The organism is Pseudonocardia sp. DSM 110487 (genome assembly GCF_019468565.1).
In the GTDB taxonomy this organism is placed as follows: Bacteria; Actinomycetota; Actinomycetes; order Mycobacteriales; family Pseudonocardiaceae; genus Pseudonocardia.
The window spans coordinates 1,383,295-1,401,086 of record NZ_CP080521.1 but is presented as its reverse complement, the minus strand read 5'-3'; the positions used below and the strand labels follow the sequence as shown (position 1 = coordinate 1,401,086).

Sequence of the window (17,792 nt, the reverse complement as noted above, 5' to 3'; positions counted from 1 at the left end):
GTAGATCCGGTAGGCGTCCTTGCCCCGTCAGGCTCGTGCGGTCGAGTCATTCCGACCCGCTCGCGCCACCGAGGGACTGACCCTTCCGCCACGCCGCCCACAACCCGCCATACACACCACCGGCGGCAACCAGCTCGTCGTGTGTTCCGATCTCGATGATCCGGCCGTGCCTCATCACCACGACCCGGTCACATGCCGCGGCTTGGGAAAGCCGATGGGCGATCACCAACCCGGTCCGCCCACGCAGAGCCGCCTCGGCGCCCCGGTCGAGCATTTCCGCGTGGGTGGAGCCGGCCTCGGCGGTGGCTTCGTCGAGGATCGCCAGCTCGGGACCGACCAGCAGTAGTCGCGCCAGCGCGATCTGTTGTGCTTGGGCGTCGGTGAGCTGATGCCCACCGGAGCCCACGGCTGTGTCCAGCCCGTCGGGGAAGAGGTCGACGATCGCGGCGGCGCCCGTTGCTTCGAGCGCTGCACGAATTTCCTGGTCGCTTGCGCCGGACGCGGCAAGGGTGAGGTTGTCCCGCATGGTCCCCGCGAAGACATGCACCTCCTGGGTGATCACCGCTGTCGGTTCGGGGCGGGTCACGGTCCCGGCCCCGGGTGGATGGATGCCGGCGATCACGGCCGCGAGCGTGGTCTTGCCCGCCCCGGAGACACCGACGACGGCCACATGCTCACCGGCGGGGATGTCGAGGGTGATGTCATCCAGCACGCGCGGACCGTCCCCGTAGTGGAACGCAACCTCGCGGAGTCGGACCGTGGTGTCCCCTGTCGTCCCTGGTTCTCCGGCTTCGGCATCGGGAATGGTGGTGATGCCGGCAATGCGATTGAGGGATGCGGCGGCGGACTGGATGGTGTCGATGACGAACAGCAGCTGGTTGATCGGCCCGAGCAGCCGCAGCACGAGCAGCAATGCGGTGGTGGCACCACCCACGGTTGAGGAACCGTGCTGGATGAGCAGGAATCCGGTGACGAGGACGGTGGCCAGTGACAGGCATTCGGCGAGGTTGAGGCGTGCGCTGAACATGCTTTGCACGGTGCGGGCCCGCAGCGTCTGGATCGCGACGCCCCAGGAGGCGTCCATGACGGCGTCGTGGCGTTGTTCGCCGAGTCCGAACCCCACTACCGTCGCATAGCCCCGTTGGGATTCAACGATCTGCTGGGCTCGTGCACTCATCGCTGCCCGTTCGGCGCGATACACATGCGGTCCGGTCCGCAGGTACCAGCGCATCGCCATCGCGTAGACCGGCAGGACGATGACGAACGCGGCAGCGTACGGCCACTCCAACACCACCAGGCCGCCCAACGACACGATGATGGTGAAGACGGTGACGGTGAGCACCTCGGTGACCGCCGGAGCGGCATCAGCGACGGTGGTGACGTCATCGCTGGTTCGGGAGATCAGGTCTCCGCTGCCGGCACGCTCCACGCGATGCTGCGGGAGCGCCAGCGCGCGGCCCACCAGTTGTTCGCGCAGCCTGGCGAGGACGGTCTGGTAGAGCCGGGTGGCCAGCACGGTCGTGCCCGCGGTCCCGCCCGCTCCGACGACCGCCGAAACCCCCATCACCGCGGTGACCGTCAGCACGGTGCCGAGGTCGGCGGTGCCGGCGTGAACCCGGTCGATGAGAACCCCGACCACGAACGGCGGAATCAGGTTGATGGCAGTGCTGGCGATCCCCAACACCACGACCGCGATGAGCGTGGCGCGGTGGCCGCGGCTGAGCCGCCATACCTCCCGAACGGTGTGTCGGCCGTTCGCGACTGGCAGGCCGAGCTCGGTCGCTGAGGCCGGCCGCGCTTCTGATGTCGTGGTCACAGCGCCGCGGCCTCCTCGAGTGCCGCCTTGTCGGTGTGCAGGTCGATGACGCGGTCGCAGCAGCCGAGCAGCGCTGGCGACGAGGCGATCACCAAGGTCGAGCGCCCCTCCCGCACGCCCCGTAGCCGGTCGGCGATGGCCTGTTCGGTGACCGAGTCCACGGCGGTGGTCGGATCGTGCAGCACCAGTACGGGTGCGTCGGTGGCGAGGGCGCGGGCGAGCGCAACCCGCTGACGCTGGCCACCGGAGAGCAGGTTGCCGTTCTCCCCAACCAGGCCGTCCAGATCGGTGGCGAAGTCCTCACATGCGGCAGCCTCGAGCGCTGTGTTCAGCTGGTCGGGTGCACTGGTGGGAGTGATGAGGTTGTCGCGGATCGTGCCGGTGAACAATGTCGTCCGATGTGGTGCGACGGTCACCTGCAACCGGTATTCCGCCGGGGTCAGCTCATTCGCCGGGTGCCCGCCGAGGCGTATGGCCACATGGCGGTCGTCGTGCGGGTTGAGGAGCGCGTCGGTGATTCGGGCCGCGGTCCGGGCATCAGCACGTACCCCCACCAGCTCGCCGGGCTCGACCCGGTGCGTCGCGCCGGACACGCAGATGTCCAACAGGTGGGCGTCCGGCGCGGACACGTCGAGCGTGGGCGGCGTCGCACTACCTGGTCGCATCGGCCCGTCCGGTCCGGACTCCACGTCGCGGGTGCTGTCGAGGGTGTCGAGAATGCGTGCGGCCGAGGCGAGGCCACTGGCGAGGTTGGGGATGGAGATGCCTGCGATCCCTTGGATCTGCGGTAGCAGTGCTTGGGTGAGGCCGACCGTGGTGATCAGTCCGCCGATGCTCAACTGGCCGTCAACCGCGACCCAGCCCGCCAACCCGGTCACGGCGGCGACGAAGGTGCCGTTGACCAGGCCGGAGACCACCTGGAACCTGCCCAGCAGCCCGGCGTTGCGTTTCGCAGCGTCCAGGGTTTCCTGGCTGGCTTGTTCGTAGCGTCGGGTTGCTTCGGTTTCGGCGTGTATTCCTTTGATCACTCGGTAGCCGGCGACCAGGTCGGTGGCCCGCCCGATGGTGGCAGCCAGCAGCCCCTGATACACGCGGGTGCTGTGGGAGAGTCGCTTGCTGAGCATCCCCATCAGCCACACCACCAGTGGTGCGCCGACGAGCACCAGGACGCCGAGGAGCCAGTGGGCGACCAGCAGTGAGGTGGCGATGAACCCGATGGACGCGATTCTCGAGATCGGCAGGGTCGTGAGCAGACCGGCGTTGGCCAGGCGGCCGACGTCGTTGGTCATGGTCGAGACCACATCACCGTCCGGGGTTCGGATGGTTCCGTGGACGGGGTGGAGCACCTGGGTGGAAAGGGTGACCCGTAGCCGGTGTTGCAGCATTTGCAGCGCGTAGACGTTCAGCCGGTTGGTGAGCCTGGCCGCCATCGTCAAGGCGACGTACAGGGCCACCAGCACTCCGATCCACAGCAGCAGCTGGCCGGTGTCGCCGGTGGCCATGGCTCGGTCGACCGCGAGCCCCGTCACGACCGGGACCGCGGACTCGCCGACCTGCCACACGATCGCCAGCCCCATCGCCGGGACTGTGATCCGCGGGATCGAGAAGATCACCCGCGCCAGGAACCGGCCTGGTGTGTCCCCGCTCTCGACCTCGAACGGGCGCACCCTCGGAGGCTGGGTGGGTGCCTGACCGAGCACCGGCAACCACCGGGTCAGCAGTCCCCGGCCAAGCCCAGCAGGGTCGGTCCGTCTCATGGGAGTCAACGGGCGTTGGCGGGTACGAGTTCGTGGATGCGGGTGCCCCAGCCGACGGCGTGAATCGTGTTGCGGACGAGTCCGGCCCGGGTGATGACGGCATCGAGCTCGGCGTCGGTGCGGAGGCCGGAGCCGTGGCAGGTCAGGGCGAGAAGGTCTGCTTCGCCGTCGTGCTCGTCGAGGTCGTCGGTGTCGAAGGTCTCCTCGATCAGCAGCACGCGGCCACCGGGGAGGAGGTTCTCGGATGCTCGGCGGAGGGCGTGGACGGCATCCGGGTCGGGTAGGGCTTTGAAGGCACGGCTGATGAACACGGCGTCGGCGGCTGGGCTGGGCTCGAAGACGGACTGATCGACCACGCTGACCCGCGCACGCTGCTGCTCGTCGGGGATGGTGGCGGGCAGGTCACGGCGCAGCCAGTCGGCCTGTGCAGGCAACGCGCAGATCGTCACGCGCAGGCTGTCGTGAGCGGCGACGAACTCCCGGGCCTGGGCACCGGCGCCGCCGGAGTGGATCACCAGATGCCGGACTCCGGCGAGCAGATCGGAGTTCGCGATCGGCTCCGCCAGCGCGGGCTGGAACTTGGCCAGGCGTTCCAGGTAGCGGTCCTCGTAGTCCTGTTCGGCGCGCACCTCGGCGAAGGTCCGGCCCGTGACGGAGGCGTAGGAGGCCCGGCCGGTGCGGATCGACTCGGTGAGCCCGTAGATGCCGAGCATCTCGCGCCCCACCACCCCAGCCGGGTGCAAGGCGCCCGCGACGAACTCGACGGTCAGGACCTCACCGATCGCTGTCAGGAGGTAGTGGCCCGGTTCGGTCTCGGTCAGCACGTCCAGGGCGTGCAGGTAGCGCAGCAGCTTGCCCAGCGCCCGCTCGTCGGCAGCCGTCTTGATCGCCAGGTCCGCGACGCCGGTGACGCCGCGGGAGATCAGCTCGGGAATGTCCAGCTCGACGGCGGTGCGGATCGCGATCGGCGGGATCAACTCGGTCAGATCATGAAGCTTCTCGAACGGGGTGACCGTCTTCTCGGGGTCGGGCACCGCCTTGTCGGTCTCCAGGGCGACGGCCTCGCCGCGACGCCAGTAGCCGGTGAACTCGATGTCCTCCTTCGGCAGGCCTCGGTCCTCGACCAGGTGGCGGCGCAGGTCTCGCACGGCGGTGTGCTCCCCGGCGAGCCATGCGAACGGGCGGCCTTCCCCCCACTCGCTGTTCTTGACCGCGTCCCGCAGGAGGGTGGTCGTGCCCGCCTCGGCGCCGTCGCGCACCAGCCAGGTCACGTCGACGTGCGGCAGCGCCCGCAGTTCCGGTCGGTGAGCATCGTCGGCGACCTCGATGAACACCTGCGCCCGCGCGTCGTCAGGCAACTCGTCGAGCAAGCGGGCGATCGCGGGGATCGCCGTGTCGTCGCCGGCGACCAGGAGCCAACCTGCATCGTGCGGGAGCGCCCGGGATGCAGAGGGGCCGTAGAGATGGATGCGGTCGCCGGGCCGGGTGCGGTAGGCCCAGGTGGTGCCGACGCCGATGCCGTGCTTGACGAAATCGACATCCAGCTCGCCGGCTTCGGGGTCCCACCGACGGACCGTGTAGACCTTCGACAACGGCCGGGGATTCCTCGGCAGGTCTAAGCCCTTCTCCTTCTGCACCGGCAGCACCGGCTCGGTCTGGCCGGGGTAGCAGAACACCAGCCGGATGTCGTCGTCGAAGCCGGATGAGTCGAACGCGGGCTGCGCGAATCCGTTCGGCGACGTGAACTCGCGAAGCTGCGCGCCGGCCAGCGTGATCCGCCGCATCCCCGGTGTGAGGTCCTCCACCCGAACGACCTCGACCTCGCGGAGGGTCAGTGGATGCACGGTGAGCCGGCGTGAGGTCTTCGGCATGGTGAGAGCGGCCCCTTCCGATCGCTTCGAGGGTGGCCAGGCCGCCCGCCACCCTCGGCAGGAGGGCCACCGCTGAGGCTAGGCAACCCTCACCTTCAATGGTGTGCGCAGACTGCCGTACGGTTAGGATGTGACGGGCTCCTTCCCGACCCCCATGAGCACGAGCGGCCCGCCGCCGGTTCCGGGAGCGCGGTCGGATTCGACCGGACATCCCCGCCGTCCGCTGCTGATCTGGGTCCGCACCGGCACGGCGCACGTGCGCATCGACGACGCTGTGGCGTTCCACCTCACCGCCGGAGAGGGTGCCTGGATTCCCGCGGACGGGTGGAGCCACCGTGCGATCACGACCGAGCCGGGCACCGTCGCTTTCCCGCTGTGGCCCCATCCCGGTGCCGGGTCGTTGCCGGAACCGACGCGATTCGAGGTTCCCGATAGCTGGCAGGACTGGCTGATCCAGCAGTTCAACCTCCAGATCACTCCGTTCAGCGGTCGCGGATACTCCCACGACGGGATCACCGACCTCCTTCGTCGTTCCCGCTCGCGCCCGTCCGCATCTGCGCGAAGCGGGAACACCGCGCCTTCGGCGCTGCTCGATCTGCCGACGATGCCGAGAACACGTGGTGCTAGGGCCGTGGCCGAGGAGCTGGTTCGCGATCCAGCGCTCGATCTCACCGTCGCGGAGTGGGCCGCACGGGTGCTCTCCAGCCCGCGGACCCTGCGCCGTGGCTTCCTCGCCGACAGCGGGCTCACCTTCGAGCAGTGGCGGCTGCGCTGCCGACTGAGCGCAGCGGTGGAGCTCCTGGCGTCGGGGTATGACGTCGACCAGGTGGCTGCACGAGTAGGGTTCGCCAGCCGCAACGGCCTCACTCGCGCGTTCAAACAGCAGTTCGGACCGACTCCCCACGAGTTCAGCCGGAAGCTCTCCGCCGGCTCCGCAACCGCTGACCTGACCGAATTCGCCACCGTGGCACGTCAGACCGATGATCTCGTCAACGGCGCTTCCGCCACGGTGCCAGACCTGCTGCCTGCTGCCCGCACGCCCCCACACACCAACAACAGTCATGTGCTCAGCTGGATGTATCGCGGCAGCGGATACCTCGATATCGGCGATCACCGATTCGAACGGCAGCGCGGCGTCGCGACCTGGATACCGGCCGACGTGGAGCACACCACCGGCATCCGTGAGAACTCCATCTCCCTGCCACTCGGAAACGCCGGCACCGGCGACCTGCGCCTGACCGAGCCGCTACAGGTTCAGTTCGCCCCGGCCTGGGACGACTATCTGATGTACTGCTCCATCAGCGCCCGTTCCATCCTCCGTCCGGACGACTACGATCCGGGCCATATCGTCGATCTGTTCACCGAACAGGTGGCCGCACAGCGGGCCTTGTCGGTGCCGATGCCCATCGATCCGCGTGCGCGTGCGGCGGCGATGGACTACCTGCGTCGCATCGACGCATCAGGCGAATCGGCGGCGTTCGACGTCCCCGCCGAGGTCCACCGGGCCTTTCGCAGCGAGACCGGCATGACCTTCACCCGCTGGCGTTACGCGGCCCGCATGCGCATCGCCCGCGACCTGCTGGCCGGCGGCACGAAGCCCGGTGCTGTCGCCCTCCGCGTCGGCTACCGCCACCTCCCGACCTTCACCGCCGCCTTCTCCCGCTTCCACGGCATCTCGCCACGCGAATATCAGGAACGCGAGACCGGGAAAGCCTGACCCACGTCTCCCTCGTCAGCAGCCGATCGCGCGGCGCGCGGCCCCCACACTTCACGCTCCACCCGGTCGTCGCCGAGGCGACGGACCCGAACCCGCGGGGCGGCGATCTTCTTCAACCTTCCACCGGCGACCTCCGCCAGCGTCCGCCACACCGCCGGGGCGAGGCGGCCACACCGAGTACCCGGTCTGGCGGCACAGCACGTCGATGTCGGCAATCGCCTCGCCACCGTCGGCGCGGAACCTTCGACAAGTTCACGTTTCCCCTGTTCGGACGGCACCTCGGCGTCTCGCCGCACCGATCAGGGCGGGGGGCGGTCAACGCTGCAGGCTAGGCTTACCTAAGTTGGTGATGCTATCGTCGGGCCACTATGGGAGCGCGTGTTCGAGAAGATCAACCTGCCGTTGTGAAGGTGCGCTTCAGCCGGCGGATGGTGTCCCGCCCGCCGGCGAGGCGTCGGGTGATGGCGTTGATCGCGACTCGCTGAATCACGGCTTCGGAGGTCGCGGGGTGGCGTTCGTAGGTCCACGCCAGGCGACGACGGGCGGTGAGCGCGCTCGAGGCCGACACTGCCGCCTTCGCCACCGGGTTTCGCCCCGCCATTTCCGAACGGATCTTCCTCGATGGCAGGCTCCAGCATTGGCGCGGGACCTCATCCCTGCTGTCCAACAAAGCGATACGCGCCGCCGACATCCTGCGTTCGACTACCGAGGAGCACAACTCATGGCCCAGAACCCGTTCGACGACGACAACGGTTCCTTCTACGCGCTGATCAACCACGAGGAGCAGCACTCGTTGTGGCCGACGTTCAAGCCGGTCCCAGAAGGTTGGAGCATCGTGTACGGCGAGCCCGACGGCAGGCCGCGCCAGGAAGTACTCGATTGGATCGGCGAGCACTGGACCGACATCCGCCCGAAGTCGTTGCGCGATCACATTTCCAAGTACGAGGCACGGCAGGGCACCCCGCACGTAGTCGACTGACTCCGCAGAACCGTCCCGCACAATTCACAGAGGAGCTAGACATGCTTCGCGAAGTCCTCGGCGGAAAAATTCACCGAGCCACCGTCACCCAGGCCGACCTGCATTACGTGGGTTCGCTGACACTGGATGAAGACCTCGCGCGGGCCGCGGGTCTGGTTGAGGGCGAGAAGGTGCAGGTTGTCGACATCACCAACGGTGCCCGTCTCGAGACGTACATCATAAACGGGCCCGCTGGGGATGGAGGCATCTGCATCAACGGCGCGGCGGCGCACTTGATACACCCCGGTGACATGGTGATAATCATGTCCTTCTTGCTGGCCGAGGATTCCGAACTGGAGGGTTACGAACCCAAGGTCGTGCACGTCGATGCCGCCAACCGCATCGTCGCCTTGGGTAACGATCTCGCCGAGCCGGTCCCAGGGGCGGGCGATCAGGTTTCTGCACGCTCGGTGTGAGCCTTCGACGGCGAGGTGGGTATGCGCAACGCGGATGTTGTTGTGGTGGGCGGGGGGAACGCCGGCTACTGCGCAGCTCACGCCGCGGCCGAACGTGGGCGACGCGTGGTGCTGCTGGAGAAGGCGCCGCGGGCGCATGCCGGTGGGAACAGCTACTACACGATAGGTTCGACCCGGATGGTGCACGACGGGCTCGACGACCTGCTCGACGTCCTCGAACCTGATGAGCGCCACGCGCGTACTGAGGTGCCGCCGTACTCGGCAGCAGAGTTCCTGGCCGATCTGGAGCGGGTCACCCAGGGGCGGGGCGACAAGGAACTCGCTGAGGCTGTCGTCGAAGGCTCGCGTGACGCGGTCCGCTGGCTACATGAATTGGGGCTGCGATTCCAGCTGATGTACGAGCGGCAAGCTCACGAGCGTCCCGATGGGGCCTTCGTGTTCTGGGGTGGATCGCATGTGTGCAACGTCGACGGTGGTCCTGGGCTGATGTCGGACCACGAGCGGGTCGCATCACGACTCGGAGTCGAGGTGTACTACAGCTCCTCGGTCACAGGACTCATGACTGATGGCGGTTCGGTCGTTGGCGTTCGGATAGGTGATCAGGAGCTTCCAGCTGAGTCGGTGGTGATCGCCAGTGGCGGTTTCGAGGCAAATGCGCAATGGCGGCAGCGCTACTTGGGAGACGGGTGGCAGCACGCGAAGGTGCGTGGCACGCCGTACAACACCGGCGACCTGATCCGCGCGGCTCTGGAGATAGGTGCAGATCGTGGAGGCGACTGGTCGACTTGCCATAGTGTTCCGTGGGACGCTTCATTTCCTGAGAACGAAAGCAATCGTGCCTTGACGAACCGACTCAGCCGGTACGGCTATCCGCTCGGCATCGTTGTCAACCGCCGGGGTCAACGTTTTCTCGACGAAGGTGCCGACTTTCGCAACTATACGTACGCAAAGTACGGCAAGCCGATCCTCGAACAGCCGGGTTCGATGGCGTTTCAGGTGTTCGATGCGAAGTCGCGCTCGATGCTGACGGCGTACGAGTACGAGATGCCCGGGATCATCCCGACCGTCGCCGACAGCGTCGAAGAGCTTGCCGCGGCCGTGGGCATCGACGTCGACGGATTCGTGCAGACGGTTCGCGAATTCAACTCATCGATCAACACCAGCCAGCCGCTCGATCCGACGATCAAGGACGGCCGCAGTGCGTCGGTGGTGCCCGTCAAGAGCAATTGGGCATCGGCGGTCGAGACGCCGCCGTACTACGCGTATCCGGTGACCTGTGGAATCAGTTTCACCTTTGGCGGCCTTCGCGGTGACGTTGACGGCCGAGTGCTTGATCAGTCGAGTGCGCCGATCCCGGGACTCTTCGCGTGCGGTGAAACGCTCGGGGGCCTCTTCAGCGGAAACTACCCTACGGGTTCCGGCCTGACCGCGGGAATGGTGATCGGGCGACGCGCGGGCTCGCTCGCCTGAGCCGCTGTCGCGGACACGAGCACGACCACGGTCGGAAGCCGATCATCCACCCAATCCGGTCCATGACAGCGTCCTGCAGGGCAAAGGCTTGACGTGATTTCGAGAGTTTGGGGTTGCATCTCCGTGACGAGTGTTGATCGTGTGGAGTTGACTGCGAGCCAGCGTGGCAATTGGGCGGCCCTGGGTCTGGCTCCGGGGTCGTCCGTGTTCGGTGCTGGTCAGTTGATCTGGCTGGATGGCCCGATCGACGTGGCCGGGTTCGCGGCTGCTGTCGGCACGGTCTTCGCGGAGACGGACGCGTTGCGTGTGTGTTTCGAAGACGATGATGGTGTCCCTTTTCAGTGGGTCGACACGTCGAAGAGTCTCGACACGAAGGTCGTGGATGCCGGCCACGACGACGACCAGGTGCGGGCGATGGCACGGCAGCAACTCGTGGAGATGCCGCTGAACTCCCCAGCGCCGTCGACGTGTTCGACGCTGGTCCGTCGCAAGTCCGGGACGTGGGCGTGGCTGCTCACGTCCAATGTCCTGCTGATCGATGGTTACAGCATCTCGCTGTTCATCCGTCGGGTCGCCGAGGTCTACTCGGCGGCGCAGGTGGATGGCGTGGTGCCGGCCCGCTGGTTCGGCAGTTTGAAAGACGTCGTGGACGCCACGAGCCCGGGGTCCGAGCTCGATACCAGTCGAGAATACTGGAACGCCGTGCTCGGCATCGAAGCCGTTGAACGAGACGGCCCCGTAGAGGATCTTTCCGAGGTTTTCGAGTTCTCGTACCGGCCGAATAGCGTTCCGGTCGGCGGTGAGACCTACGCGCAGATCCAAGAGCTCGCACGGCAGGCAGGGGTCTCCTGGGCCGACCTCCTGATCGCGGTGTGGGGTGTCTACACCGGCTTCGTGGACGGCCACGACTACATCGCCGTCCGGGTGCCCATGATGCTGCGCGACAGCCGTGAATCCCTGAGGACGCCGTGTGCGATCTCGAGGGCAACCCCGGTCGTCGCCACGATCAGTCCCTACCACACCCTCACGGACATCCTCGAGATCGTCGCGGACCAGCTGAAGACCTCCCGCCACCACACCTCTGTCGAAGATCATCAGATCGCTCGGTTGTGGCCGGGCGGTCAAGCCTCATACCTCCAACTGCCCACGATCAACATCAGGGTCTTCGAACCGATGCGACGCATGGGCGACGTTGTCGCGGTCGGTGAAACGATCAGCCCGGGCCCGGTGGGGTCACTCGACCTCGCGGTGTATCGGGATCCGGAATCCGGACTCCGGTTGGAGGTATCCGCCAGTTCTGGCGCGGTCGATGGGCTCGAGCATGCCGAGAAGTTCGGCCGCCTTCTTGATGCCGCGATCAGCGGGTCTCCCACTCGAACACTGTACGAGTTGCTCGCCGAGTTGACACCGGACACTGACGGCCCAGCGTCACCGTCGCCCCGCGGTGAGGTACGTGATGTTGCGCCGGCGACGCTGGACGGGTTGATGCGTGCGCGGGTCGCGGCCGATCCGGACGCGGTCGCGGTGGTCGCCGATGCAGTCGGTGTCGAGTTGACGTATCGGGAGTTGGATGCGCGGGTGAACGCGCTCGCGCAGCTACTGATCGGTCAAGGCGTGCGCGTCGGGGACCGGGTCGCGGTCGCGTTGCCGCGGTCTGTCGATCTGGTGGTCGCGCTCGCCGGCGTGATTCGCGCCGGCGCGGCGTATGTGCCGATTGATCCGGGCTATCCCGCCGAACGTGTCGGGCACATCATCGAAGACGCCGCACCGCGTGTGGTGATCACAGACCAGCAGACCGCTGATTTGTTCGGTCGCGTGCTGAGCGAATACCCGGCACGAGTACTACGACTCGACAACCACGACGTACGGCAACGCCTGACCGCCGACGAGGAAGCCGCCCCGGTTCTGGCGCGGCCGTTGAACGAGTTGGACACCGCCGTTGTCATATTCACATCGGGAACGACAGGCCGCCCGAAGGGTGTCGCTGTTCCGCACCGTGCACTCGTGAACCGTCTCGCGTGGGGCGAGCCGACCTTAGCGTACAGCCCCGACAGTGTCGCATTGTCGAAAAGCGGTGTAGGTTTTGTAGACGCTGTGACCGAGTTGTTCGGGCCACTCACCGCGGGCGCGAAAGTCGTGCTCCTCCCAGACGAAGACGCTCGAGACCCGGCCGCTCTGCTCCAGACTGTTCACCGTCACCGTGTCACCCATCTACTCAGCGTGCCCAGCTTCACCGACGTCATAGCCCGTCACGACGATGCGGTCCGGTCGCTGACCTCGCTCCACCACTGGATCTCCTCCGGTGAAACACTCGGCTCGGGCACACTGAACGCGTCACGGCACGCCGCACCCCAAGCACTGCTGCTCAACTTCTACGGCTCGACCGAGATCACCGGCGATGGCACAGCAGCCATCATCGCCGAGACGGATCCCCCCCACATCGGCGGACCGGTACCGAACACGTCGGCACGCGTCCTTGATTCATGGCTGCGGCCAGTACCCGTCGGCGTCGCCGGCGAACTGTACGTAGGCGGGGCGCAGCTGGCGGATGGGTACATGGCTCGTGCCGATCTGACCGCGGACCGGTTTATAGCTGATCCGTTCAGTTCCGACGGTGCACGCCTGTACCGCACAGGTGATCTGGCCCGGTGGAACTCCCGCGGCCAGCTCGAATACCTAGGCCGCACAGACGACCAGGTGAAGATACGCGGGTTCCGGATCGAACTCGACGAAATCCGCGCTGCGCTCGAACTACACCCAGCAGTGCACGGCGCAGCAGTCATCGCATCAGACCACCCGGCCGGCGGAAAGTTCCTTGCGGCGTATGTGACCGCGCCCGCTGATGATGCGACGCTGTTCGACAGTCTGCGTGAGCATGTTGCGAGGCGGGTGCCCGAGTACATGGTCCCGGCTGTGTTCGTGCGCCTGGACGCATTCCCCGTCACCGCAAACGGGAAACTCGATCGTCGCGCCCTGCCCGAGCCGGACCTGGTCTTGGGCACCACCGGCGGACGCCCACCAGAAACCCCCACCGAAACCGCACTCGCCGCAATATTCCGCGACGTACTACGCCTCGGTGGCGATACCGAACTCAGCGTCGACGACGACTTCTTCCACCTCGGCGGGCACTCGTTGCTGGCGACGAGAGTACTCGCGCGGGCCAACGCACAACTCGGGTCCCGGCTGAACTTACGGGGAGTGTTCGACCACCCCACCATCGGAGCACTGGCCCGGATCATCGACGAATCCGCCGACACCGCCCAAACCTCGGCGCTCCGAATCGGCAACCTACCACGCCCGGCCGTACTACCAGTCTCCTACGGACAACAAGCACTATGGCTGATCGACCGTCTGGGCGGCCCTAGCAGCCGGTATGTGGTGCCGGTGGTGCTGCACCTACGTGGAGAGTTGAATGCCGAGGCTCTGGGCACGGCGGTGCGGGATGTGGTCGTACGCCATGAAGCGTTGCGCACACTCTTGGTAGAGGAAGAAGGAACGCTGAATCAGGTCATCATTCCTGCCAGCGAAGCAGCAGGCCGGCTCGTTCTGCTCGTCGAGGATCTTACAGGTGTGGATTCTGCTGGCGTGGATGCGCGGATCGGGGAGGTGGTGCAGGCCGGATTCGATCTCGCGTCCGATCTACCGATCAGCGTGGCGTTGCTGAGGACCGGCGACTGCGAGTGGGAGTTCGTTGTCACAGTGCATCATCACGCCGTGGATGAGTGGTCATTCCCGTCGTTATTGGGTGATCTGTCGGCCGCCTACCAGGCGAGAGTCGCCGACGAGGAACCGAGGTGGGTTCCACTGCCGGCGCAGTACGCGGACTACGCGCTCTGGCAACACCGTGTCCTGGGCGACGTGAACGATCCTCATTCCCAGTTGACGGGTCATCTGGCCTATTGGCGTGAGCAGTTGGCGGATGTGCCCGAGGAATCGACGATCACCCTGGATCGGGTGCGCCCGGTGGTACCGACGCACCGCGGTGAGGATCTCCGATTCACCGTCGATCCACGAGTGATGGATGGTCTGCGACAGATCGCTGACGAGCACGGCGTGAGTATGTTCATGATAGTCCAGGCTGCGACCGCACTGACGGTCTCGACCCTGGGCGCGGGCGACGATGTGGTGATCGGTTCACCTGTCGGCGGGCGAACCGAAGACGGGCTTGAGAACCTGGTCGGGTACTTCGTGAACACGCTACCGATCCGCCACCAGTTCCACGCCGTTGACTCGATCAGCGACGTGCTGCAGAACACCAAACGAACAGTGCTCGAGGGTTTCGAACACCAGAACGCGCCGTTCGGAGATATCGCGCGCGCTCTGAGTACCGAGCGATCTACTGGCCGCAACCCACTCTTCCAAATAATGCTCACCCACCGGCACCGAGTCGATAGCCAGCGGTCAGCGTTGTTCGGCGGATTGGTTGCCGGGTCGACTTCACCGTCGATCGCGTCGGTGAAAACCGACATCGACCTGTATGTCCTGGATGCTCCAGACGAAATCAGTGGGTACCTCACGTACGCCACGGACATTCTGGACCGCGACACCGCTGAACGGTTCATGCATACTTTGCAGACGACATTGGCGGCTATCGCAGAAAGTCCGGACCGGCGGGTCGGCGATCTGGAGTTACTGCCTGCGGCAGACCGGCAGCAGACGACCGCGTGGTCCCGGGGTGAGGTGCGTGATGTTGCGCCGGCGACGCTGGACGGGTTGATGCGCGCGCGGGTCGCGGCCGATCCGGACGCAGTCGCGGTGGTCGCCGATGCCGTCGGTGTCGAGTTGACGTATCGGGAGCTGGATGCGCGGGTCAACGCGCTCGCGCAGCTGCTGATCGGTCAAGGCGTGCGCGTCGGGGACCGGGTCGCGGTCGCGTTGCCGCGGTCGGTGGATCTGGTGGTCGCGCTCGCCGGCGTGATTCGCGCCGGAGCAGCCTACGTCCCCATCGATCCAGAATATCCCACCGAACGCGTCAGAAACATCATCGAAGACGCCGCACCACGTGTGGCGATCGCAGACCAACACACCGCAGACTTGTTCGGTCCCGTGCTGAGCGAACACCCCACACGAGTACTACGACTCGACAACCACGACGTACAGCAACGCTTGACCGCCGGCGAGGAAGTCGCACCGGTCTTGGCGCGGCCGTTGAACGAGTTGGACACCGCTGTTGTCATATTCACATCGGGAACGACGGGGCGCCCGAAGGGTGTCGCTGTTCCGCACCGTGCGCTCGTGAGCCGTCTCGCCTGGGGTGAGCCGACGTTGGAGTACAGCTCCGACAGTGTGGCATTGTCGAAAAGCGGTGTAGGTTTTGTTGACGCGGTGACCGAGTTGTTCGGGCCACTCACCGCGGGCGCGAAAGTCGTGCTCCTCCCAGATGACGACGCCCGAGATCCGGCCAGCCTACTCGCCACTGTTCATCGTCACCGTGTCACGCATTTACTCAGCGTGCCCAGCTTCACCGACGTCATAGCTCGTCACGACGATGCAGTCCGGTCGCTGGCCTCGCTCCACTACTGGATCTCCTCCGGTGAAACACTCAGCTCGGCCACACTGAACGCATCCCGGCACGCCGCACCCCAAGCACTGCTGCTCAACTTCTACGGCTCGACCGAAATCACCGGCGATGGCACAGCGACCATGATCGCCGACACGGATCCCCCCCATATTGGCAGACCGGTACCGAACACATCGGCACGTGTTCTCGATTCGTGGCTGCGGCCGGTACCCGTCGGTGTCGCCGGCGAACTGTATGTAGGCGGGCTACAACTGGCGGATGGGTACATGGCTCGTGCGGATCTGACCGCGGGCCAGTTTGTGGCCGATCCATTCAGTTCCGACGGTGCACGCCTATACCGCACAGGTGATCTGGCCCGGTGGAACTCCCGCCGCCAGCTCGAGTATCTAGGCCGCACAGATGATCAGGTGAAGATACGCGGATTCCGGATCGAGCTCGATGAAATCCGCGCTGCCCTCGAGCTACACCCAGCAGTATCGGGTGCAGCGGTCATCGCATCAGACCACCCGGCCGGCGGAAAGTACCTCACAGCCTACGTCACCGCGACCGCTGAGGCACCCGCCGAAGAAGCAGCGCTACTCGACACCTTACGAGAGCACATCACTCAACACGTGCCCAACTACATGATCCCCACCGTGTTCACGCGGCTCGACGCATTCCCCGTCACCGCGAACGGGAAACTCGACCGCCGCGCCTTGCCCGAGCCAGACCTGGCCCCGGGCACCACCGGCGGGCGCGCACCAGATACCCCCACCGAAACCGCACTCGCCGCAATATTCCGCGACGTACTACACCTCGGCCACGAAACCGAACTCAACGTCGACGACGACTTCTTCCGCCTCGGCGGCGACAGTATTCTTGCGGCACGCCTCGTCGCTCTGACTCGTAAACAAAATCTGCACTTCACCCTGCGCGATGTGTTCGAGCGGCGGACCATCAACGGGCTCACCGCGATGGTCGTACCGGCGCCCGGCACCCCTCCCGCCGAGCCGGCGCTCATTCCGAACCCCACGATGCTCGAGCTGCTACGCATCTCGGGCGGTGGAATCAATGCGTACGTGTTGACCGAATGCGTCACCTTCCCGTCGCGATTGACGGGTGCCTCGGTCGTGTCGGCCTTCGAGTCGCTCGTTGCCGATACAGACGCGCTTCGCCTATCGGTTGACACCTCCAACCGGCGACTCTGGTTCACTCATCTCCTCCCGCCGGAGACTGTTCGGCCCGAAACGCTCGAGTTGACTTCCCGTGGTGACGTCAGCGTCGACGCACTTCGGGCGGCTGCCTTCGATCTCGTTGATATCTCGGCCGGGCGGCCGGTCGGCCTGGCGTACACCCGCACCCCGGAGCGGACGGTTTCCGTCCTCGCCGTCCACGCGGCGGTCGCCGACCGTGCGTCCGTACACCGCCTTGCCGAACTGCTCGAACAATCCATGTCCGGCGTAGTCGACGCGCCGCGGCCAGGCGCCCTCGTCCGGTCGCTCGAAGCCATCGACCTCGAAGGCGAGAGAGTTGCAACAGATCGCCTGGACCAATGGAACGATCTGTGCGCCCGTTCGCAGACGATCGATGCGTCCGCTTTTTCTCGAGGCGCCATCTCCATCCTCCGCTGGGATCGCACGCTTACCGATGGCATCGTCCGATGCGCGATACGCAACGCACTACGTTCATCGGGTGTGACGAGACTTTTTGGCGACGTGCTCGACGAGGAGGTGTCGCTGACGCCCGTGAATGAGTTGACGGAGGTTGGCCCATTCACGGCGACCGCGCCCGTCGCCCTCGATAAGGACGAGCTCGGCGCAACCTCTGAGTTTGCGCTGCTGCGTTACCACAACAAGATCGGACGGAGGGCGCTGCGGCGCGCACCCTTCCCCGCGGTGCTCGTGACGCGAGCTTATGCACCCGATTATGGATCAGCAGGACCCGAGGGAAATGAACAGCTGTATCAGGGAATCATTCGTTATCGCATCGGTCCGGATGCGGTGACGGTTACACTACTTGGTTTCGCAGACCACGTGGACGCCAAACTTCGAAAGGCCACGGCAGCGGAATTCCTTGCCGCGTCCGAGGGCGACGAAACATCGGACGCCAAACTGTAACGCCTGCAGACAGCAGGCTGGTCCGCGGCTCGACCAGCGCGGTTCGAGACCTGAGGCCGACGAGACCTCGGGGCGTGTTGGGACTTGTGATGGGAGACGGGGGCGGAGCC

The 17,792-nt window shown here is 65.9% G+C and carries 9 protein-coding genes; 5 read left to right on the top strand and 4 right to left on the bottom strand.

The features are described 5' to 3' along the window. Positions 1 to 46 precede the first annotated feature (46 nt). The 3 genes from K1T35_RS06595 to K1T35_RS06585 form a co-directional block, all read right to left on the bottom strand. A complete protein-coding gene (locus K1T35_RS06595) occupies positions 47 to 1,687 on the bottom strand; it encodes an ABC transporter ATP-binding protein (RefSeq protein WP_255621641.1) in 1,641 nt (546 codons plus the stop codon). A 125-nt stretch (positions 1,688 to 1,812) separates the two neighbouring features. Further along, a complete protein-coding gene (locus K1T35_RS06590; RefSeq protein ID WP_255622540.1) occupies positions 1,813 to 3,393 on the bottom strand; it encodes an ABC transporter ATP-binding protein in 1,581 nt (526 codons plus the stop codon). A 185-nt stretch (positions 3,394 to 3,578) separates the two neighbouring features. Then, positions 3,579 to 5,444 (bottom strand): siderophore-interacting protein, encoded by a 1,866-nt coding sequence (locus tag K1T35_RS06585; protein WP_220259274.1) that lies wholly within the window; start codon positions 5,442 to 5,444, stop codon positions 3,579 to 3,581. Positions 5,445 to 5,574: 130 nt separating this feature from the next. Here K1T35_RS06585 and K1T35_RS06580 point away from each other — a divergent pair, with 130 nt between their 5' ends. Continuing rightward, positions 5,575 to 7,161 carry a helix-turn-helix domain-containing protein gene (locus tag K1T35_RS06580; RefSeq protein WP_220259273.1) on the top strand — a complete coding sequence of 529 codons (1,587 nt, stop codon included), beginning with the start codon at positions 5,575 to 5,577 and terminating at the stop codon, positions 7,159 to 7,161. 391 nt (positions 7,162 to 7,552) lie between these two features. Here the strand turns inward: K1T35_RS06580 and K1T35_RS06575 are convergent, their stop codons facing one another. Next, positions 7,553 to 7,852 (bottom strand): hypothetical protein, encoded by a 300-nt coding sequence (locus K1T35_RS06575; RefSeq protein ID WP_220259272.1) that lies wholly within the window; start codon positions 7,850 to 7,852, stop codon positions 7,553 to 7,555. Positions 7,853 to 7,882: 30 nt separating this feature from the next. Here K1T35_RS06575 and K1T35_RS06570 point away from each other — a divergent pair, with 30 nt between their 5' ends. The 4 genes from K1T35_RS06570 to K1T35_RS06555 all read left to right on the top strand — a co-directional run bounded on the left by K1T35_RS06570 (position 7,883) and on the right by K1T35_RS06555 (position 17,682). Next, complete coding sequence (locus K1T35_RS06570; protein ID WP_220259271.1) at positions 7,883 to 8,140, top strand: MbtH family NRPS accessory protein; 258 nt, start codon at positions 7,883 to 7,885, stop codon at positions 8,138 to 8,140. 41 nt (positions 8,141 to 8,181) lie between these two features. Further along, positions 8,182 to 8,595, top strand: coding sequence for an aspartate 1-decarboxylase (panD, locus tag K1T35_RS06565; protein ID WP_220259270.1), 414 nt, complete (start codon positions 8,182 to 8,184; stop codon positions 8,593 to 8,595). 21 nt (positions 8,596 to 8,616) lie between these two features. Further along, positions 8,617 to 10,065, top strand: a complete 1,449-nt coding sequence (gene tcuA / locus K1T35_RS06560) for an FAD-dependent tricarballylate dehydrogenase TcuA (RefSeq protein ID WP_255621639.1) — start codon at positions 8,617 to 8,619, stop codon at positions 10,063 to 10,065. 141 nt (positions 10,066 to 10,206) lie between these two features. Next, a complete protein-coding gene (locus K1T35_RS06555; RefSeq protein WP_220259268.1) occupies positions 10,207 to 17,682 on the top strand; it encodes a non-ribosomal peptide synthetase in 7,476 nt (2,491 codons plus the stop codon). Positions 17,683 to 17,792: the final 110 nt, after the last annotated feature.